The organism is Spirosoma pulveris, assembly GCF_054781875.1.
In genome coordinates this window covers 439,452-461,023 of record NZ_BAAGTO010000004.1, presented here as the reverse complement: position 1 = coordinate 461,023, position 21,572 = coordinate 439,452, and the positions used below count along the sequence as shown (strand labels likewise).

Sequence of the window (21,572 nt, the reverse complement as noted above, 5' to 3'; positions counted from 1 at the left end):
TGCCAGCAATGTCCCCCTACCGCATCATAGCGGGAACACCTTCCAGAAATTTATTGGTGAAGAGCGTCTCGACGTCCATCCGTTGGATTATCTCGCCGTTTTTGTCGGTGAGCAGGTGGTTGCGGATCATCCAGTTTGTGAACGACACCCAGACGTTACGGTGCATGAACCCCCAATGTCCTTCCCCGTCCAGGTAATAGCCTGACACCAGTTGCTGGCTCTGCTCCAGAAAATTACGTTTGGTCAGGGTTGGGTGATTGGCCGTTTTCATCATAAGTCGAACGGCCTCATCCGGGTTTTTGATGGCAAACCGGTAACCGGCGGCTGTCGCTTCCAGAAACCGACGTAAGGCATCGCCATTCTGCTCCGTCCACTGGCTATGGGCTGTCAGGACAGGGTTGTACCCGTACGGGATTTCGTATTCATCGAACAAGAACTGGTTCAGATCAACGCCCTGAATATCGGCTTGCACGCCTTCCCAGGTTAACCAACACCAGGCGGCATCGACTTCACGCGTGAGCAAAGCCCGCCAGATACCCGACCAACCCAGTTTGTGCGAAATAAACTGACCGCGGCCGTCGTCATTCTGGATCAATTGCCGAATCATATCATCTTCGTACCGAGCCCCATACGAGCCATATACTTTTCCGTCCAGTTCTCTGGGACGACTGATACCGCTTTCTTTCAGCGTTACGATCGCACTGATGTCGCGGGCCAGAACGGCGGCTACGGCAATCAGAGGAACCCCGTTGGTTTGGTAACTGATAACACTTTCGGAAGGTGTGATGGCTAGTTCGGCACTCCCCTGCGAAACACGACGGGCGGGCATTGTCCGGTAGTCGTCCTGATCAGGAGCAATGAGTTCAACATCGAGACCGGCCTGTGCATAAGCCCCTTTGGCCAGCGCAACATAAAATCCTGTGTGATTGGTGTTTGGCGTCCGATCGAGGGCTAAACGAATACGAGTGCTCATACTGTACGATACAATTACGGCCTCTAACGAGACAGATCGACTACTAATTTCAGTTCAGGTTGTTCAAAGAGTACGCTAATTAACTGTCAACAAAGGTGTTAATCAACTACCTACAACTCTAATCGTGCTGAGTGGCGGCAACTTACGGTAGCGCCAATACTTAACAACTTAGCTCAGTTAAGGTTTTGCCAGATGTGACTGACCGGGCAACAAGTAAGAAATGTCCAAGTAAATGCTACTATCCGACAAAAAGCACCTCATCTTCCAGTGCTTTTTCGTATTTTTCCTTATTAAATCGATACAGATACGGTGCTTTATGCGCCCCTCCGGTCTTGCGTTCATCCAGCCGATCCAGGATATCGTACCCTAAAATACGCTTTTGAAAATTACGTCGATCGAGTGTTTGCCCTAAAATTGTTTCATACAATTGCTGCAAATCGGGCATGGTGAACTTCTCCGGCAGCAAACTATAGCCTATGGGCTGGTAACTCAACTGCCGACGCAGCGTTTTCAGGGCCAAAGTAATCATGGCATTATGATCGAACAGCAGCAACGGAATCTGGTCAATGTCACACCACTGGCATTCATCCGTAAACAGATCGGGGGTGGGCGTCACTCGGGCAAATTCGACCAGCGCGTAATAACCAACCGACACATCGCGGCCCGGAAAATCATTCAGCACATCGGTTGATAACCCCAACTTGCCCATCGTTTCCTCTTTGCTGAAATGCGTGTACCGCATCACATCGCCAAAGGTGTGAAACTGCTGCAGGAAAATCTCACCCAGACCCGTCCGCTCCTGCAAGCTTCGATAGGCGGCCGCTTCCAGATTTTCATCATGACGAACCCGCCCGCCCGGCAGACACCACCTGTCGGTCCCCTTCCAGCGCAGCAAAAGCACTTTTAACTGGCCATCATGAAACCCGAATATGACAAAGTCGATGGATACGGAAGAAAGGTAGTTGGTTTTAAAATCGATGATTAGCCGCTCTATTTGCTTTTTGTACTCCATCTTGAAAAACTTCAATTATTTGTAGTGTGTTTTTAGTACACAATGGATGAATTATCCGTATCATTGTGTTGAAAATACGCGTCAAAAATGACATATAAACGATATACTCTTCAATCATTCCGAACGGCAGCCCTGCTCAGTATAGGGGCCCTTGGCTTGTGGGCCTACTCAACGAGGCCGTTCACCGCTCCCGGCGATAAGCCCGACGAAAACCGGTTCACAAAGGTAGTACTTGCCGAAAAACTAAATGAGCCGCTCGAAATGGCCATTCTACCCGACGAACGGGTTCTGTTTATCGAACGGTATGGGCAGGTTCAACTGTATTCACCCATTACGAAACAGGTGAAAACGATTGCTTCAATTCCGGTCAGCACGAAATATAAAGACGTTGAGGGACACGAGACCGAAGCCGAAGATGGTTTGCTGGGCATTAATATCGACCCCAACTTCGAGAAAAACCACTGGGTATACCTATACTACTCACCAGCGGGCAGCGAATCCAAGAATAGTCTGGTCCGTTACGAAATGAGGGGCGACGAGCTAGTGCTCTCCTCTAAGAAAGTGCTGTTGGACGTGCCGGTTCAGCGCGAACAATGCTGCCATACCGGCGGCTCCATTGACTGGGACCGCGACGGCAACCTCTACCTCTCTACCGGCGACAACACCAGTCCCCGTGCCACGCTCTACGCGCCTATTGACGAGCGGCCCGGCCGGGGTCCGTGGGATGCGCAAAAGTCGTCGGGAAATACGAACGACCTGCGGGGTAAAATTCTCCGTATCCATCCCGAAGCCGACGGCACTTACACTATCCCCGACGGTAACCTGTTTCCGAAAGGAACGGCAAAGACCCGACCTGAAATCTATACCATGGGCCACCGCAACCCCTACCGGATTTCGGTGGATAAGCATACGGGCGATGTGTACTGGGGCGATGTAGGCCCCGATGCGGGCGAAGATTCGGTGGGGGTTGGCCCAACCGCCGAAGACGAATACAACCAGGCGCGGAAAGCGGGCAATTTTGGCTGGCCGTATTTTGTAGGTGACAACAAAGCGTATTACGATAAAGATTTTACCACCGGAAAAGGAGGCACCAAATTCGATCCGGCGCACCCGGTCAATGAGTCGCCCAACAATACGGGCCTTCGTGACTTGCCCCCCGCTCAACCGGCGCTGATTTCTTACCCGGCGGCCGAGTCCAAAAAGTTTCCGATCATGGGAACCGGTGGCCGTAGTGCTATGGCTGGCCCCACCTATTACAAAGACGATTTCAAGAACGCCAAACGCCCTTTCCCCGACTATTATAACGGGAAAGTATTTCTGTATGAATGGATGCGCGACATGATTATGGCCGTTGACTTTGATGGCAAGGGCGGCATGACCAGCATGGAGCGCTTTCTGCCCAACATGGGGTTCAGTCACCCGATCGACATGGCGTTCGGGCCAAATGGCGACTTATACGTGCTGGAATACGGCACGGGATGGTTCCTCAAAAACGACGATTCCCGGCTGGTGCGCATTGAGTTCAACGCCGGTAACCGCAAGCCCAGCGTGCAGGTGGCGGCCAGCGAAAAAGCCGGATCGGTTCCGCTGAAAGTAGCCTTATCGTCGGAGGGGACCAAAGATTTCGACGGCGACGCACTGACCTATCAGTGGAAAATCGTGAACCGGACGAGCGCACAGCCAACCATTCTTAACGAACCGAACCCAACGTTTACGTTTCAGAAACCGGGTCAGTACAAAGCCATTTTGACCGTAACGGATGCGAAAGGGCTGAAAGACACCCGCGAAATAGACATTGTAGCCGGGAATCAGCCTCCGCAGATCGCCCTGAACGTCGTGAACGGGAACAAGAGCTTCTATTTCCCCGGCCAGGCGGTGGCTTATCAGGTAAACGTAACCGACAAGGAAGATGGCAGCCTGGCCAATGGACGCATTCAGCCCAAACAAGTGCTGGTTCGGGCTACGTATCAGGATGATTCCAATGCACAGGCCGCGAGCACAACCGGCGCTGGCCATAAATTTTCCGAGGCCGCTTACCTGGGTGCCGGGCAGACGCTTATGGAAAAAAGTGACTGCAAAGCCTGTCATTTTACCGACAAAAAATCTGTGGGACCGGCTTTCGTCGACGTAGCCAAGCGGTATAAGGCCGACGCAAACGCCGTAGCGAGCCTGTCTAACAAGATTATTAAAGGCGGTGGTGGTGTTTGGGGCGATGCCATCATGACGGCTCATCCGCAACTGACGCAGCCCGACGCGAGCGAAATTGTCAAATACATCCTGACGCTTTCCGACAAAAAAGGGACGACTCCCTCGCTCCCAACGAAGGGAACTTACATGCCGGGTAAAGACGAGAAAGGAAATCTGGTTCTACAAGCGTCTTACAAAGACAAAGGAGCCAACGGCTTGCCTCCCCAACTGGCCGAACAGGCTCTGGTGCTACGGAATCCGCTGGTAGCGCTGGGGGCATCCAACAGCCAGTCGAAAGGAATCACGCTATTTAAAATGGGCATCCAGCCCTACCCGCTCGTAGTGGTGATGGGTTCCGACACGTATGTAAAATTCAACCAGCTCGACCTGACCGGCATTCGAGCCATGGAATTTGCCGTAGCCGCCCCTAAGGCGCAGTTGAGTGCTATGGGTGGTCGGATTGAGGTTCGGATTGACTCCCCGACGGGCCTATTACTGGGGCAGACGGAAGAGGTGGCACCCAACGAAAGTAAAGATCCGGCCGCGATGTTTACCCCGGCCATGGTGAAAGCGGCTATTATTCCAACAACGGGTCAACACGATCTGTACTTCGTTTTCAAGAACGAAAAGGCCGGGAAAGCCCCTCTTTTCGTACCCAGTACGGTTCAATTTTCCAACTAATCGGAGTACAACATTACTATGACACAATCGCGTCGCAGTTTTCTTAATCAACTCGGCCTGACGGCCGCCGGAGTGGGCCTGGCATCATCCTTACCCAACCAACTTTTCGCAGAAATGAGCGCTAAGAAGTTCAGTTTCGACATTTCACTGGCCGAGTTCTCCTTTGCGGGCGAGCTTATGTCGGGTAAGATGACCAACATGGACTTTCCGGCCCGGGCCAAAAACGATTTCGGCATTAACGTGCTCGAATACGTATCGATGTTCTTCAATAACAAGCATACTGATCAGACGTATTTGAAGGAGCTTAAACAACGCTGCGACGACCTGGGTATGAAGAACAACCTCATCATGGTCGATGGGGCGAATATTGCCGATCTGGACGCGGCCAAACGTAAGCAGGCGGTCGAATCGCACTACGCCTGGGTCGACGCGGCCAAGTTTCTGGGTTGCAGCGCCATTCGGGTCAACCTCGGCGATACCTCCCGGGCCATTTCGGGCGTGGCCGACGACCCCGCCGACGAAGCCGCCAAAACTGCCGCCGACGGGTACCACAAGCTGCTGGAATATGCCGCCAAATCAAAGATGAACGTGATTGTGGAGAACCACTTCGGTAACTCGACGGACATCGACTGGCTGGTGGGTGTGCTGAAACAGGTGAACATGCCCAACGCGGGTCTGCTGCCCGACTTCGGGAATTTCTGCCGGCAACGCAGCAAGCCCGAAACGAACGACATAAAAGGGATTATGAGTACGACCTGTGTGAAGGAGTACGACCGGTATGAAGGTGTGAAGAAAATGATGCCGTACGCCAAAGGGATCAGTGCCAAAACCCATAAGTTCGACGCGCAGGGTAACGAAACCGAAACCGACTTCCGGAAGATGTTTAAGATCATCAAAGACGCGGGTTTCAGCGGGTACGTTGGTGTCGAATACGAGGGCGGCATCATGAGCCTGTACAATCCAACGGGTGGCTATCTGTCGACAAATGCCGGCATTCAGGCCACCAAAACGTTACTCGAACGGGTTCGCACGGAATTAGCATAAAATTACCATGAATAACGGACAGTTTAACGATTGAACAAGACTCGTTTTTGTCATCCCGACGAAAGGAGGGATCTTCGGTAGAGACGAAGTGTTCCAGCTTGCCGAAGATCCCTCCTTTCGTCGGGATGACAAAAACGAGTCACTGATATCCAAATATTTAGTTCTCAATACATCCATTATTCACGTTAATATTACCCCTCAATCCCGCAACGGCGGCCCGGCCTAAAGGCTTATAAAACTAGTAGATTCTTTAACACTCTTTTAAATCCTGGCTCTTACCATGCTCCGTAGACTTGTAAAAATTCTCTTAGGCATCGTCCTTTTTCTAGCTCTGTTAATAGGCGGCTTTGTTACGTTTGGGATGTATGTAACCCGTAAATTACCCTGGCAAAAACCGGTCTTTGAAACCACTCGCCCCGCCGACCCCGGACTGGTTGGCCCAAAAGGCGTTCTGATTTTCTCCAAGACCAACGGTTTCCGGCACGAGTCCATTGAGCCGGGTATTGAGGCCCTTAAAAAAGTGGGCGCCCAAAAAGGCTGGGATGTTCGAACCACCGAAAACGGGGCTTTCTTCAACGACGATTACCTCCGCCGGTTCAAAACGGTCGTCTTCCTGTCGACCACGGGAGATATCTTGACACCGGAGCAGGAAAAAGCCTTCGAGAAATTTATCGAGAACGGCGGTGGCTATGTGGGTATTCATGCCGCATCCGATACCGAATACGACTGGGATTGGTACGATCATATGCTTGGCACCCACTTCCGCGACCATCCGCTCTACCCCGAGCATACACCCGATGCCGAAATCATTACGGATGTTAGAAATCACCCGACAACGCAGCACTTACCGGCCAAATTCCACAAGGCCGACGAGTGGTATAATTTTAAGCAAAGCGTTCGGGGTAAAGACAGCATTCAGGTGTTGCTAACCCTGAACGAAGCGACTTACATAGCTACCTTCCCGAAGGCGATGGAAGGCGATCACCCCATTTCCTGGACTAACGTAATCGGGAAAGGGCGTGTGTTCTACACAGGCATGGGACACACCAACGAAACCTTCACCGACAAATACGCCATGCCGCATATTGTGGCCGGTATCGAATGGGCCGGACGGTTCTGATAAATAGTAAATAGGTAATTGAGGTAAATACGTGTGATGTCAGGTTCTAAAACCCGACACCACGTAAACGACCCGTGCCATGGTTCAAAACCATGGCACGGGTCGTTTAATACAGTATTACTTCGTCAAATCATTGTAGCCGATCAACTGAATGCCTTTCTTTTTGATCAACTCCTTCACTTTTGGGTTCGTCCAGATGTCGGTGACTCCCTGCCGGTCGGCGGCAACGTTCTCATAACCAATGTGGTGAATGGCCTGTACTTCCGGCGTATCGAGTCCGGGGTGATCGACAAACATGTACGTTTTTCCAGCTTCCAGACTTTCGAGCATGCTCATAAAGCTCTGAAGTTTTTCGGCTGAGGTAGTGTGCGCCCCGATATAGCCGGCTCTGGTAACTTCGGCTTCGCCAGGATTGAGCAGGTGATACTCGCTGGCCAGCTTGTTAACGATGGCCTTCACCTCGTCGTTGAGACTGGTACAACCCATGTGGCCGGAGATATGGCTTATACGTGGTATCTTCCGCATCGCCAGTTCGATCTGCGCCCGAAACTCCTTTTCAATATCGGCGAGTTTCCAGTCGTTTTCCACGACCGAGCGTTTGGGATAATCCTTATTCGGGCGAACCATCGGGAAGAAATAGCCATCGGCATCCCGCAGACTGGGGCAGTCGGTCAGTGGGCGCCACTTTACGTTATCCCATTCGCTGGTCAGGGTTAAATGAATACCTACATCGGCCGAGGGAATCTGCTTCAGCATGTCAACCGCTTCGGGAAACCAGGGCGAGGGTACCAGCACTTCGATCGACTTCTCGATACCGTCTTTGTAACATTTTACAAGGGCTTCGTTCCCGGCATGCGAATAGCCCATGTCGTCGCCCCGAATAATCAGGCGGGGTGGTTTCTGTTGCGCCACAGCCGCCGAAACAGAAAGAAGAGCCGATAGGAGAAAGAAGATGCAGAATTTCATCAGGCAGTGCATTTGAATGTGTGTTTGCTCGGGCGTACCGGTACCACCTCTAAAAGCCAATCACGAATCAATCTCCTGATCGATTAGGTTAAAACAGGCGAGCGGGCTATTTCTGCCAGAAATAGCCCGCTCGTTTGATCTTACCAGCCTAAAACGCTTAGTCGAAGCTTTGAATCATATTGCGGTACATGGTCGTGGCTTTCCACTGACCTCCGGCAATGATCCGGCGGACGGTGTAGAGCGGCATGCTGTCGTCCCGTTTGTCGGCCAGAGTGAACGCAGCTACATAGCCACGTTTTTGTAATTCGGGCAGCGCCTGCTTATTCCACAAACCAAACGGATAAGCAAAATAATGGATAGGTTTTCCGATGATCGTTTCCAGTTTGGCCTTCGGCTCTTCCAATTGAATCTTCCAATCTTCACCCTGGTATTTTTTCACGTTGTGATGATCCCAGGTATGCGCCCCAATGGCATGCCCCCGTTCTGACAGGTCCTTAATCTGGGCCTTGTCCATATAGGGCTGTTTGCCATGTCGGCCAATGGCGACGGTCATGATGAAGAAAGCGCCTTTGAACCCATGCTTTTCGAGTTCGGGAGCGGCTACCGTGTACTGGTCGAGATCGCCATCATCGAAGGTAAGCATGATTGGTTTAGGCGGCAGCGGTGCGCCCGTTGCCAGATACGCGTAGAGTTGATCGGGCAGGATGGTGTGGTAACCACTATCGGCCAGCATTTTCATCTGTTCGCGGAAAGCCGCAACGGGAATGATATAATCTTTTGCTGATTTGGAGTCGCTGGCGCGCCAGTCGCGAATCTGATGATAACATAAAACAGGTACCTGCGGCCGGGCCAGAATGGTGGCGGCATCGGCGATTTTGCTGGCCGGGATACTGGACGGGTCGGGCGCTGCTGCCGTATTGGCTTCGGCGTTTTTACCAGCCGGTTTTTCGGCCACCGACGGGTTACTGGCTACGCTGGCTACTGAATCAGCTGAGGTTTCGGTCGTTGCGGAGCCTTTTGACTGGCAACCCGACAAGCCATTAGTGAATAAGACAGAGAGGCCAAAGGCCGTAGCAAACGGAATAATTTTACGACTGAACATAGTTAGTTAATATGTTCCAAACATACTTAAAACCCAACTGGCAGCAACGGAAACTTAGCGAACGAAACAGCATTACGTACGAACGCAGCATAAGACTACTGACAATCAATGTCCTATAGAGCGTTCATTGGCGCCACAATCAAATCCCTGGCTAAGTAAACAGCTGCCATATGCGGACATGGTCATAAAACTTTTCATGTTTTTAGCAACCCGACCTGCTTAACTTAGTTAACGGCGCTAGTCTTACGCGACAACAACATACATTTAGCACATGGTTTATCTAGACTTAATCCTACCTGAACCTGTATTTCGTGAAAGGGAAACGGCCCCCCGGATGAAATTTCTGAAAAGGACAAAGACACTCAACCCAATCATTTCCATTCAATTACTATCCTGCCGGTTCGTTCTAAGACGCTTATCCACACCCTTGCCTGCCAAAACACTGATCGCCTGATGGGTGTTACCGTGAGCTTCGTAGTAGGGTCGGTCAGGATATTTACCTGATTTATTCAGACTTTATGGAAGATGATTTATCCGTGCCTCAACAGTTTCTTTTTAATTTCAACTTACCTTTTAAAACATGAAAAAAATCTTACTTACATGGTCTATGCTCCTGACCATGGCTGCTGCATATGCCCAAACAAACGTTACCACCCTAATCCAGACCGGCACTGATAACCAAGCCTCGCTCAACCAGGAGGGACAAGGCCAGAAAGTCCTTGCGGTACAGGACGGAACCAACAACCAGCTGACAACTTCCCAAACCAGCACCTACGCCCAGGAAATTAACATTACGCAAACCGGCGGTAGCAACAAAGCCGTTGCAACTCAGGATAACGGCTCCGGCCCCGGCACATTTATCCAGATATTACAAAACGGCACCAACAACGATGCCCTGGCCAATCAGTCGGACTTTCTCACCTACGGCAGCGAAGTATCGATCAATCAAGTTGGTACCAATCATAAGGCAACCGTGAGTCAGCTTACGGCCATTGGCAGTTCGGCGGGCATTGAACAAAGTGGAACCGGCGCGGGCAACACCGCTACCATTACGCAGACCAACGTGAGCTACCAGGATGCCGCCGAAATTCGGCAGAGTGGTGCAAATCAAACGGCTACCATCCTGCAGAACGGGACCCTGTATTTAATTGGTGGTAATCAGGCGTATATCAATCAGACCAGTACATTTGCCCAGACCGCCCAGATTACCCAGGAGGGCGATCAAAACATGGCTGAAATCTACCAGGAAAATGGAGCTGGCCCGGATAACAATGCTACCATTTTCCAGTCTGGCTTTGGCAACAGCAGCTACATTGATCAGTCTGATTTTGCAACAATCGGCAGCGTAGCAAGTATAGCGCAGACTGGCCTTTACAACCAGGCTGCCATTGAGCAGTTTGCGGCTATTGGCGGTCAGGCCAGCATTACACAAACGGGCGATGATAACCAGGCTTACATTGGTCAGGGCCAGGCCGGACAAGGTATATCCTATTCCAACAACGCTCAGATTACCCAAACGGGCGATTCCAACGTATCAGGCGTTATTCAGACTGGCATGGAGAATCAGGCTATCTTTCAGCAGAGCGGTACCGGTAACGTTATCCTCAATGAAACATCGACGGGTTTTGTTATGCAGCAGGGTAACAACAATTCCCTTATTGTGACCCAAACCGGTATTAATAACCTGTTGCAGATTCAGCAAACAGGCAATGGCAACACCAGCATCATTAACCAAACATCAGGAGCCGTATTACCCTAGCCGGTATTTTCTTTAAAATGCAGAAGGCCGGAATTACTTCCGGCCTTCTGCATTTTAAAGAAAATACCGGCCTTACTGCGTTAACGAAGGCAGTTTTGCCAGCTGGTCCGGAGTGCTGTCCCGGTCACCGATTACTGTCCCGCGTGAAACTGGTTTGCCATACAACAGGATACCCGCTACGTGGGGTGTTGCCATTGAGGTGCCGCTAATGGTTCGGTAACCGCCCGAACGCCAGGTCGACAGAATGCTCACACCGGGCGCACACCAGTCGATGGGTGGATTTCCGAAGTTGGAGAACGACGCAAATTTGTCGTTATAGTCATGAGCCGAAACGGTATAGACGTTTTGTGCTTCAGTACGACCCGGAGAAGAGTTATTCGCATTCTGTGACTCGTTGCCTGCCGCCAGCGCGAATAAGATTCCTTTGCTGGCTGCCCCTTTCACCGCTTCATCAACCGGTGCATAAACGGGTCCGCCCAGACTCATGTTTGCTACATCGCCCGGCGCACCCGCTGAGGCTACATAGTCGATGCCGGCAATGACGCCCGAGTAAGAACCACTCCCCGATGCTGCCAGTACTTTCACCGCGATTACGCGCACACCCGGCGCAACACCCACTACCCCAAAGTCGTTGTTTTTAGCGCCAATGGTACCGGCCACGTGTGAGCCATGCCCGTTGTCGTCATCGGCATTGCGCCGTGGGTTATTAAAATTGCGGCACAATGCCACATCGACATTCAGGTCTGGATGATCGAAATCAATACCTGTGTCGAGAACCCAGGCCTTATTAGAACCGGTATAAGCCCGAACGCCACCCACCCGTTCGATACCCCAGGGTATCGTCTGAGCCCCTATCGTTATGTCGGTGCCCGTTGGCACGGCCAGTGAAACTACCTGATCGGGCACAATACTGGCAATGAAAGGTAACCGTTGCAAGCGGGCGAGTTCGGCGGCAGTAAGCTCGGCGGCAAAACCACGAATGGCCGTGGTGTAGACCTCCTGGGTCTTCCCGGCAATATCGGTCCCTACCAATCGCGCAATCAACCCCTGCATCTGTTGAACCCGCGCATCATACGCACCGGCGTTTTCGGGCAGCGCACGGGCGATGAGTGGGTCGGCTTTGAAAGTGACAATGTATTTCTGCACATCGGCAGCGGCCCGTGCCGACGATGCCTGGCTACCGTAACGGACTACATCATCCGGCTGGCGCTGAAAGGTATCTACGGGCTGGCAGGCCGCTAGCAGGGCTGGCACTAATGCCGACCATAGGGCTCTTTTCAAGGAATGATTGAACATACTGACTGGAGATTAGAAAAGTGAAAGAAATAGGTGAAGCAATAATCATACTTCGCCAATTTATACATTAGCCCAAAATAGCACAAGAATATTATATCGATAGGATTAAATAATATTCAACGGGATACCGGAACGAATAAGGCACTGGCAAACCAGTCGCCTTCCCTTCTTTCTCAAGGCTGTGTATCTTTACCCTATGATCTACCGCATCGGCGGCCCGGCTAGACAACAACGCTACGACGAAGCTGGACCCGCGCGTGCTGGACGCCATGATGCCGTTTCTGACCGATAACTTTGCCAATGCGGCCAGTACGCACCCGTTTGGTGTTTCGGCCAGTGAAGCCGTAAAGCAGGCCCGCCAGCAGATCGCCGATCTACTCCACTGCGAAACCCACGAACTGGTCTTTACTTCGGGTGCTACGGAAGCCATCAACCTGGCCATTAAAGGCGTGGCTGAGAATTATGCCGGCAAAGGCAAACACATTGTAACGGTACAAACCGAACACAAAGCCGTACTCGATGTGTGCGCGTATCTGGAGAAGCGCGGCTATGAGGTCACTTATCTGCCCGTTCTGCCTGACGGGTTGCTGGATCTGGACGTTGTAAAAGCCGCCCTCCGCCCCGATACGATTCTGGTGTCAGTCATGGCGGTCAATAACGAAACGGGCGTTATTCAGCCCATCGAGCAAATCGCCGAACTTGCCCACGAAGTCGGGGCTCTGTTCATGACCGACGCTACCCAGGCTGTGGGTAAACTGCCGCTGGATGTGGATAAGTCCGATATAGATTTGCTTGCTTTCTCGGGCCACAAGTTTTACGGCCCTAAAGGCGTGGGCGGCCTATTTGTGCGGCAGCGTAGACCGAATAAAGTAAAGCTGGAAGCCCTCCTGCATGGGGGTGGCCATGAACGCGGCTTACGCAGTGGCACGCTCAATGTGCCGGGTATTGTGGACATTGGCAAAGCTGCCGAACTGGCTAGGCTGGAAATGACAAACGAAACAAAATGTAATGCGGCTCTACGGGATCAGCTCGAAACGGCCCTGCTCACCATTGCCGGTACGCGGGTCAATGGCAGCAGTGACCATCGGCTTTATAACACCACGAATATCTACTTTGAAAACTGCGACAGCGACGCCCTCATTATGGGTCTGGAAGGCATTGCCGTTTCCAATGGCTCAGCCTGTACAGCGGCCTCCATTGATCCCTCGCACGTATTACTGGCCATGGGTCTGACCGAAACCGAAGCCTTTGCCTGCCTGCGGTTCAGCCTGGGGCGCTTCAACACCGAAGCCGATGTAGTGGCGACGGTTGACGCCATCAAGGGAGTTGTGGAGGAGTTACGGGCATTAGTGTAACCTCTTCTAAAAAGATAGTCAGAAATTGAGTTGACGTAGCGAAAACACTAACGTCAAATTGCTTCATTTCCTGACTTACTAAAATGCCAAACACCTATACCCAAATTCATCTCCAACTCGTTTTTGCCGTCAAACACCGCACTGCTGTCATTTCTTCCATCTGGAAATATGATCTCTACAACTATATAACAGGCATCATCCATAATCATAACCATAAACTGATCGCTATTAATGGTATGCCTGACCATGTACATATCCTGATCGGTATGCGACCTACACAATCCCTTTCTGAATTGATGCAGGATATAAAACAAAGCTCGTCCAAATGGATTAATGAACAACAGTTCATTGGTAGTCGATTTGCCTGGCAGGAGGGATACGGCGCATTCTCGTATGGTAAAAGCCAATTACCAGCCGTTATCAACTACATTGAGAATCAGGAAGAGCATCACCGAACGCGCACATTTTTAGAAGAGTATCGCCGATTTTTAGACGTTTTCGGTATTGAGTACGATGAACGGTATCTATTCAAACCGCTTGAATAATGTCTCGTCCCTAAGGGACGAAAGCAAGCAAGGGGACTTTTCTCATCCCTACCGACGCTACGCTAGTATGTCCCTACGGGACAGCATGCCCAAATCAAGTGCTGGCAAATAGGCCACTAAAAGCATAGCGTCGGTATAAATGAACACACGCACCCCATTTACCACCCGTCCCGTAGGGACATAACAGCGCCAGCGTCGGTAGAAATATAAACAATTACCCTCAAATTCGCTGTCCCGTAGGGACACAACAGCGAAGGCGTCGCCAGGCCGTCGTTACAGTAGAAACACCGTCATTCCGCCACAAAGCCATTGCCCCGTAGGGGCAAACAGCGTAGCGTCGCCGGGCCGTCGTTACGGTAGAACCTATTCACCCCATTACCACTGTCCCGTAGGGACATAACAGCTGAAGGCATCGCCGGGCCGTCGTTACGGCAAAAACTGCTGGCTGGTCGGCCAAGATTTATCATGTACAATGACACACCTTTTTTGTACATGACTCCGAGGTCGTGTACATTTCGTGTACATGATGATTAAGCATGGCAACGTAGTCTGGGGCCGTGACTGGGATTGAATTTTCCCCGTTGTACAGTTGCATGTGGGGCCAGCGATGTATTGATTTACCGCCTGAACCGCTCCCGCATGTGCCACCGGAAACTCTCCATTTTTGGGTTGTGTACGTCACCGAATGGCAATCGTAGGGGTTGGCCATGAAACTGCTTTAAATTATAAGGGCTGGCCATGTTATCGGCTAAAGAGGGCGAGACAACTACGCGTAACTGGTCATCGACGCCAATCATACCCCGATCAAAAGCGGTGTGCAGGTTCGGGCACAGGGCAATGCCGTTGGTGACTTTATCATCGCCCGATACGCTGATGGGTACGATGTGACAAGCCTCGATCAATGAGGCCCCATCAACCGAAATGACTTTCATTCCCGAAATCGCGCAGGTAAAATCATAGACTTTAGGTACCAGCTTCTTGAACAGGCCACCACGCACAAAACGTGTTTCTTCATCATCAGTGGCCGAAAGAGGTGCGTAAGGCACTTCTTTTTCGTTCAACAGGTAGGTCTCCAGATCATGCAGGTAGCTACGTCCAGCGTTTTTGATACGGAGGAATCCGGTTTTGGTTTCGGGGAAATAGTAGTCGAGGAGGGTGTTTTTCAAGTGCAGACGAGCGTAATCATCCAGCAGTAGATTAAATAGATCGTCGGCAAAGTAGCCAAAGTCGAGCCGGTCGCTGAGGGTTTGAACGCTTCGGATATACGCATCGAGCTTCTCCCCGGTTTTGGTCTTCAGAAACCAGAAACCATCGTTTTGCAGGTAATAAAATGGTTGTGTGAAATCGTCTTTATGCGCTGTTTGTACCAGCAGCGAGAAGTTTTCCTTGAAGATCGCCACCAGTTCGGGCGTAATTGTCACCCGGTTTTCGGTGATGAGCCGCTTTTCCAACAGTTCAAGCAACGTGAGCAGAAAAACAGGCTTGTGGGGAGCTTTGCCGTATTTGGTATCCCCTTGTTTAAGCTTCGTAAATCTTCGGGTGTAGATGGCTACCTGTGTCTGATCAAAAAGAGGCATAAGTCAACGAAAATTGAACAGGTAAATATAGCACAGTACCAGCCACACATGCGGCCTTATAAATTTGCTATCTTTATCAACAGCTGTGTGTAACACCGCCCCAACCCGCCACACCAATAAAATCCCTCCCCAACGCGGTATTAATTGACCTCAATCGCCTTTTACTAAACGTACTTAGCTATACACAACGGATGAACAGACGGGAAGCATTATCACGGGTTAGCCTCATGCTGGGCGGAACCCTCTCGGCCCCGACATTACTGGCCTTTGACCGCTGGAGCCAGACGAATCCCGAAAGCCGGGGAAAGAGCGCGTCGATACTCAACGAAGAGCAACGGGAGATTATGGCGCGGGTAGCCGAACTCATTATTCCTAAAACCGATACGCCCGGTGCCGTCGATGCCGGTGTTCCTGATTTTATTGAGATCATCCTGCGCGATTGCTATGCCAAACCTGTGCAGGATACGTTTCTGGCGGGCCTCGGCGATCTGGCGGGCAAGCGTTTCCTGACCGCATCGTCCGATCAGCAGACATCGCTCCTCAAACAGGTCGAAGCCCAGGCACTGGCCAACGCCAAAGCCGGTTCGGTGTCGTTCTGGCAACTGATCAAAGAGCTGACCGTCTGGGGGTATTTTACATCGGAAGCGGGTATCAAGGCATCGTTCGATTACCAGCCCATTCCGGGAAAATTCGAGCCAATCAAGATCAGGCCGGGGCAGAAAGATTTCATGTACGGCAACCAGGTTTAATTCCATTCACGACGTCTATTCCATATGAATCTGAATATAAATGCACAAAAAGCCCAGACCTACGACGCTATCGTGGTGGGTTCCGGTATGACGGGTGGCTGGGCCGCTAAAGAATTAACCGAAAAAGGGCTGAACGTACTCGTGCTGGAACGCGGCTACGAAATCAAACACGTGGAGGATTATAAAACTGCCATGCAGGACCCCTGGGAGTTTGAGCACCGGGGCAAGATCACGACGGTGGCCGCCGAAGAGCACTACGCCAGCATGTTCTTCTCGGCCAAAGAGGGCAGCCAGTTCAATTTCACCAACGACAAAGAGCATCCGTATATCCAGAAACGGCCGTTTAACTGGATTCGGGGGTACCATACCGGCGGCAAATCGCTGATCTGGGGGAAACATACCTACCGCTGGAATCGGGAAGATTTTCTGGCCAATGCCAAAGAGGGACTCGGCATCGACTGGCCCATTCGCTACGAAGATCTGGTGCCCTGGTACAACTACGTCGAGAAATTCGTAGGCGTCAGCGGCCAGGCCGAGGGCTTAGCCGTGTTGCCCGACAGCATCTTTCAGCCGCCCATGGCGATGACCGCCCCGGAAGTACATTTTAAAAAATCGGTCGCGCAGAAGTTAAATCGGCCCATTACCATAGGGCGGGTGGCGCACCTCACCAAACCGCAGCCCTGGCATACGGCGGTGGGTCGGGCGAGTTGCCAGTTCCGGAACCGCTGCACACGCGGGTGTCCGTTCGGGGCGTATTTCAGCTCGCTGGCAGCCACATTGCCAGCCGCCCGAAGCACTAACCGGCTGACAATTATCCACAACGCCATTGTCAAAGAGATCATTCTGGACGATCACGCCCAGAAAGCCAAAGGGGTGCGGGTCATCGACCAGAACACAATGGAGGTGCGGGAATTTTACGCCAAAGTACTGTTCCTCAACGCCGGAACGATTGGCTCTACGTCCATTCTGATGAATTCGAAATCAGCCCGTTTCCCCAATGGACTGGGCAACGACAGCGACCAGCTGGGCCGCAACCTGATGGACCACCACCTGGCCGTTGGAGCCAGAGCCGATATCGAAGGGTTCGAAGACGATCACTATTTCGGGGCTCGTCCGGGTAGTCTGTACATCCCCCGTTTCCGCAACTGGGGCAACGACAAAAAACGCGACTACCTGCGCGGATTTGGCTACCAGGGCGGAGCAGCCCGCGCCGACTGGTCGAGGGGTGGTGCGGAACCGGGTTTCGGTGCTGACTTCAAGAAGAGAATGACGCAGCCCGGCCCTTGGAAAATGAGCCTCACCGGCTTTGGCGAGGTGCTGCCCGATCCTAACAACCGGTTCTACCTCAGCCCCGATAAAACCGACAAATGGGGCCTGCCGCAGGTGGTGTTCGACGCTGATTTCAGTGCTAACGACCGGGCCATGCGGAAAGACATCATGAACGACGGCGCCGAAATGCTGGAAGCTGCCGGGTTCAAAAACGTGGTTCCGTACGATAACCCGGCGGCACACATGGGACTGGGTATCCACGAAATGGGGACCGCCCGCATGGGACGCGATCCCAAAACGTCGGTGCTCAACAAATACAATCAGGTACATACCTGCAAAAACGTATTTGTTACGGATGGCTCGGCAATGGCGTCGGCCTCGAACGTAAACCCATCGCTGACCTACATGGCGCTCACCGCCCGAGCCGCCAGCTATGCCGTAGCGCAGTTGAAAGCGAGGAGTCTTTGAGTGAGTTCTGTCCGGGCCAAGTCGGAGCTTGGCCCGGACAGAACCCGTTATTATTCTTCAAATTTCGTCAGGCGAATAGCATATCCGTTAGGTTTTGAGTAACCTAACTTGTCAGTTTTAAGAAACTGACACCACTTACGGAGCGTAGAGCCCCAACGTCCGGCTTTTAGCCCCTCCCCTGTTTTCAGGGAAGGGATTGGGGTGGGGTAGATTCCACGCCAACCCCCTACCTTGCACCCCAATCATCATTTCAACTACATGCCGTCTTCTCTTATTATTGGTGCAGGTATGGCGGGTCTGGCCGCTGCCCGCGCCTTACGCTTACAGGATTGGGATGTTGTCGTGCTCGATAAAGGTCGGGGGGTAGGTGGTCGACTGGCAACCCGGCGCATCGAGCAGGCCCGCGCCGATCATGGTGCGCAATATTTCTCAGCCACCACGCCCGAACTTCGGGAGGTCGTTCAGGAACTGCTGGCCGAAAACGTCATTGCCCAATGGGAACCTGCACAGCCCGGTCCGGCCGACACCACCGTCGATCAGCCGCACTATGTGGGTATCGACGGGATGAACGCCGTTGCCAAAGCCCTGAGCCGCGACCTGACCGTACTGACGTCCCAGACGGTCTTATCGTTTCGGGTCGATGGGAGCCAGTGGCTCGTGGAAACAGAGTCCGGAACCTCTTACCGGGCCGATGCGCTGCTCATCACCGTACCGGCTCCGCAGGCACTGGCGCTCGCTGACCGAAGCGAATTCGCCTTGTCTACGGCCGATCGGTCGGCGCTCTCGGCCATCCGTTATCAACCCTGCATTGCCGTGATGCTAGCGCTCCACCAACCGGTTTCCATGCCCAACGCCATCCGCTACGAAACCGGCAATATTGCCTGGGTAGCCGACAACGGACAGAAAGGCATCTCGCCCGGTCAGCCGTCCGTAACGATACACGCCAACGCCGATTTCAGCCGAACGCATTTTGACGGCGACCTGAACGCCGTTGGCCAACTACTGGTCGGCCAACTAGCCGACTTAATTCCTGCCGACAACATCAGCACCATTCAGGTACACCGCTGGCGCTACAGCCTGGCCGACCAGCGGCACCCGGCCCCGTTTCTGGCCGTAGAAGCCCCGCTGCCATTATTATTCGGGGGCGATGGTTTCGGCGAGGGGAATGTAGAGGGGGCGTTTACATCTGGCCTGGCAATGGCGGGATTTCTGTAGCACGGACGGGGTAAGAGTAGAATACGACCAAAATAATCTCTGTTTTTTTGAGAACCTGTTGTGTTCATCTCCTGCCCTTACTTCATGGAACGTAGAGCGTTTATCAAGACAACCGGCCTCCTGAGCGGTGCTTATGCACTGGCGGGTCAGAGGTCGATGGCCAACATCCCTGCGCTAGCCGAACCACTCTGGCTGGATGGCCCGATGCGGTGGGCACAACTGGCGTTTGTGGAGCGTGACCCCGGCCATTACGACCCCGATTTCTGGCTGAGTTATTTCAAACGGATTCATGCCGATGGCGCCCTGCTTAGTGCCGGTGGCGTGGTGGCTTTCTACCCCACCAACATCCCGCTGCATCACCGAAGCGATTATTTGGGCAACGCTGATACGCTGGGGTATCTGGTAGAAGGTTGTAAAAAACAGGGTATGAAAATCATGCTCCGGACCGATCCCCATGCCGCCCGCCAGAATGTGTACGACGCCCACCCCGACTGGATTGCGGTTAATGTCGATGGCACCAAACGTCGTCACTGGGCGAATCCGGAGTTGTGGGTCACCTGCTCGCTGGGACCGTATAACTTCGAGTTTATGCCCCAGGTGAACAAAGAGATCATGCAGCGGTTTCAGCCCGAAGGCATTTTCTCGAATCGCTGGGCCGGTCACGACATTTGCTACTGCGAACACTGTACCCGTAATTTCAAAGCGGCATCGGGTCTGGAGTTGCCGAAAAAAATAGAGCGGCTGGACCCAACTTACCGCAAATGGTCGGAATGGCGAACGAACCGGTTGCGCGAGGTGTGGGCCTTGTGGGATGCCGGTATCCGGCAGCAGCGGCCCGCATCCCGGTTCATTCCCAACGGCTTTCCCGATAAAATCGTAACCGGCAAAGAAGCCGATCTGTTCTTCGCCGACCAGCAGGCCAGGCGTGGACTGATGGCGCCCTGGGCCAATGGCAAAGGCGCCAAAGAACTGCGTTCGACGCTGGGCATGAAGCCCCTGATCGGTATTTTCAGCGTGGGTATCGAAGAGGAATACCGCTGGAAAGACTCCGTTCAGAGCGATGCCGAAATCCGGATCTGGGTGGCCGAAGGAACGGCCAACGGAATGCGCCCGTGCTTCGTTAAGTTCGGGGGCGACATCTACGACAAACGCTGGATGGAGTCCGTGGCGAAAGTATACGAGGGCTATCACAAAAACGAAACCTACCTCCGCAATACGGCCTCGATGGCGCGGGTGGGGGTGGTGTATTCGGAGCAGACCGACCGCAACTACGGCGGCAAACCCTGGCAGCAGAAAAGCAGCGACCACCTCGACGGTATCTACCAGACATTGGTCGAAAGCCGGATTCCGTTCGATATGGTAAACGACCGGCTGCTCACACCCAGCGACCTGAAGCGGTTCAAGCTGCTGATTCTGCCCAATATTGCGGCTCTTTCTAAGGCGCAGTGTGCCCAGCTACAGGCGTTTGTAAATGCGGGCGGGAGCCTGATGGCTACCTTTGAAACATCGCTGTACGACGAAGAGGGCAACCAGCGCCCGGACTTTGGTCTGGCGAGTTTGCTGGGGGTGTCGTATGCCGGTAAGGTGGAAGGCCCCATGCGGAACAGCTATCTGCACCTCCGCCACGATGCGAAGAACAGCCAGAGCCAGGCCATTCTAAACGGTCTGGACGATACCCCCCGGATCATCAACGCCATTTATAAAGTCGACGTGAAACCCACGGCGACTTTCTCCAGCCCGGTTACCCTTATTCCGACCTATCCTGATTTACCGATGGAAGATGTGTACCCACGCGTGGCTGAGACCGATACGCGGGAGCTGTACCTGCGGCAGGTGGGTAAAGGCCGTGTCGCGTACATCCCCGGCGATCTGGACCGCTCGTTCTGGCAGTTGCTGAACGTGGATCACGGTCAACTGTTGAGTAACGTCATTAACTGGGCGCTTGATGAAGAGCCCATTGCCGCCGTAACGGGGCCGGGCGTGATGGATGTCAACGTTTGGCGGCAGGCCAATTCCATGACGGTTCACCTGGTCAACCTGACGAATCCCATGATGATGAAAGGCCCCTTCCGCGAGTTGATTCCGGTCGATGCGCAGGTGTCGGTTCAGGTTCCCAAGGGCGCCACCGTGACGGGTGTGACATTGCTCATGAGCGGACAGAAGCCAAAGTTTGAGATCAAAAATGGAAAGGTATCGCTAAGCGTGCCGAAAGTTCTCGACCACGAAATCGTAGCGCTGGATTTGGCGTGAGTTA

The 21,572-nt window shown here is 52.7% G+C and carries 15 protein-coding genes and 1 pseudogene; 10 read left to right on the top strand and 6 right to left on the bottom strand.

The features are described from left to right. Nucleotides 1–16 precede the first annotated feature (16 nt). Both ACYVJM_RS17725 and ACYVJM_RS17720 read right to left on the bottom strand, forming a co-directional pair. Complete coding sequence (locus tag ACYVJM_RS17725; protein WP_461149556.1) at nt 17–973, bottom strand: ABC transporter substrate-binding protein; 957 nt, start codon at nt 971–973, stop codon at nt 17–19. Nucleotides 974–1,211: 238 nt separating this feature from the next. Then, nucleotides 1,212–1,985, bottom strand: a complete 774-nt coding sequence (locus ACYVJM_RS17720) for an NUDIX hydrolase (protein WP_461149591.1) — start codon at nt 1,983–1,985, stop codon at nt 1,212–1,214. Nucleotides 1,986–2,072: 87 nt separating this feature from the next. Between ACYVJM_RS17720 and ACYVJM_RS17715 the strand changes: the two genes are divergently transcribed. The 3 genes from ACYVJM_RS17715 to ACYVJM_RS17705 all read left to right on the top strand — a co-directional run bounded on the left by ACYVJM_RS17715 (nt 2,073) and on the right by ACYVJM_RS17705 (nt 7,017). Next, entirely contained in the window at nt 2,073–4,853 is a 2,781-nt protein-coding gene (locus ACYVJM_RS17715) for a PQQ-dependent sugar dehydrogenase (protein ID WP_461149555.1), read from the top strand. A gap of 18 nt (nt 4,854–4,871) precedes the next feature. Next, nucleotides 4,872–5,897 carry a sugar phosphate isomerase/epimerase family protein gene (locus ACYVJM_RS17710; RefSeq protein WP_461149554.1) on the top strand — a complete coding sequence of 342 codons (1,026 nt, stop codon included), beginning with the start codon at nt 4,872–4,874 and terminating at the stop codon, nt 5,895–5,897. A 280-nt stretch (nt 5,898–6,177) separates the two neighbouring features. Beyond that, the gene (locus ACYVJM_RS17705) at nt 6,178–7,017 is read left to right on the top strand and encodes a ThuA domain-containing protein (RefSeq protein WP_461149553.1); all 840 of its coding nucleotides are present in this window, start codon (nt 6,178–6,180) and stop codon (nt 7,015–7,017) included. Between the two features lie 117 nt (nt 7,018–7,134). Here ACYVJM_RS17705 and ACYVJM_RS17700 read toward each other — a convergent pair whose 3' ends face one another. After that, nucleotides 7,135–7,983: a polysaccharide deacetylase family protein gene (locus ACYVJM_RS17700; RefSeq protein ID WP_461149552.1), complete on the bottom strand. Its 849-nt coding sequence runs from the start codon at nt 7,981–7,983 to the stop codon at nt 7,135–7,137. Between the two features lie 157 nt (nt 7,984–8,140). Beyond that, nucleotides 8,141–9,085, bottom strand: coding sequence for a polysaccharide deacetylase family protein (locus ACYVJM_RS17695; RefSeq protein ID WP_461149551.1), 945 nt, complete (start codon nt 9,083–9,085; stop codon nt 8,141–8,143). A gap of 580 nt (nt 9,086–9,665) precedes the next feature. On the opposite strand from ACYVJM_RS17695, the gene ACYVJM_RS17690 reads away from it, so the two are divergent. Next, a complete protein-coding gene (locus tag ACYVJM_RS17690) occupies nt 9,666–10,844 on the top strand; it encodes a hypothetical protein (RefSeq protein WP_461149550.1) in 1,179 nt (392 codons plus the stop codon). A gap of 72 nt (nt 10,845–10,916) precedes the next feature. On the opposite strand, the gene ACYVJM_RS17685 is transcribed toward ACYVJM_RS17690, so the two are convergent. Continuing rightward, nucleotides 10,917–12,140 carry a S8 family peptidase gene (locus ACYVJM_RS17685; protein ID WP_461149549.1) on the bottom strand — a complete coding sequence of 408 codons (1,224 nt, stop codon included), beginning with the start codon at nt 12,138–12,140 and terminating at the stop codon, nt 10,917–10,919. A gap of 221 nt (nt 12,141–12,361) precedes the next feature. On the opposite strand from ACYVJM_RS17685, the pseudogene ACYVJM_RS17680 reads away from it, so the two are divergent. Both ACYVJM_RS17680 and tnpA read left to right on the top strand, forming a co-directional pair. Continuing rightward, nucleotides 12,362–13,495: pseudogene (locus tag ACYVJM_RS17680) on the top strand (cysteine desulfurase family protein); the annotation flags it as partial. Between the two features lie 83 nt (nt 13,496–13,578). Further along, entirely contained in the window at nt 13,579–14,040 is a 462-nt protein-coding gene (tnpA, locus tag ACYVJM_RS17675) for an IS200/IS605 family transposase (protein WP_461149548.1), read from the top strand. A gap of 617 nt (nt 14,041–14,657) precedes the next feature. Here the strand turns inward: tnpA and ACYVJM_RS17670 are convergent. Then, complete coding sequence (locus ACYVJM_RS17670; RefSeq protein ID WP_461149547.1) at nt 14,658–15,617, bottom strand: HNH endonuclease; 960 nt, start codon at nt 15,615–15,617, stop codon at nt 14,658–14,660. A 191-nt stretch (nt 15,618–15,808) separates the two neighbouring features. On the opposite strand from ACYVJM_RS17670, the gene ACYVJM_RS17665 reads away from it, so the two are divergent. The 4 genes from ACYVJM_RS17665 to ACYVJM_RS17650 all read left to right on the top strand — a co-directional run bounded on the left by ACYVJM_RS17665 (nt 15,809) and on the right by ACYVJM_RS17650 (nt 21,568). Next, on the top strand, nt 15,809–16,366 hold the full coding sequence (locus tag ACYVJM_RS17665; protein ID WP_461149546.1) for a gluconate 2-dehydrogenase subunit 3 family protein: 558 nt from the start codon (nt 15,809–15,811) through the stop codon (nt 16,364–16,366). Nucleotides 16,367–16,390: 24 nt separating this feature from the next. Next, nucleotides 16,391–18,103, top strand: a complete 1,713-nt coding sequence (locus tag ACYVJM_RS17660; protein ID WP_461149545.1) for a GMC oxidoreductase — start codon at nt 16,391–16,393, stop codon at nt 18,101–18,103. 258 nt (nt 18,104–18,361) lie between these two features. Next, nucleotides 18,362–19,318 (top strand): NAD(P)/FAD-dependent oxidoreductase, encoded by a 957-nt coding sequence (locus ACYVJM_RS17655; protein ID WP_461149544.1) that lies wholly within the window; start codon nt 18,362–18,364, stop codon nt 19,316–19,318. An 84-nt stretch (nt 19,319–19,402) separates the two neighbouring features. After that, nucleotides 19,403–21,568, top strand: a complete 2,166-nt coding sequence (locus ACYVJM_RS17650) for an alpha-amylase family protein (protein ID WP_461149543.1) — start codon at nt 19,403–19,405, stop codon at nt 21,566–21,568. Nucleotides 21,569–21,572: the final 4 nt, after the last annotated feature.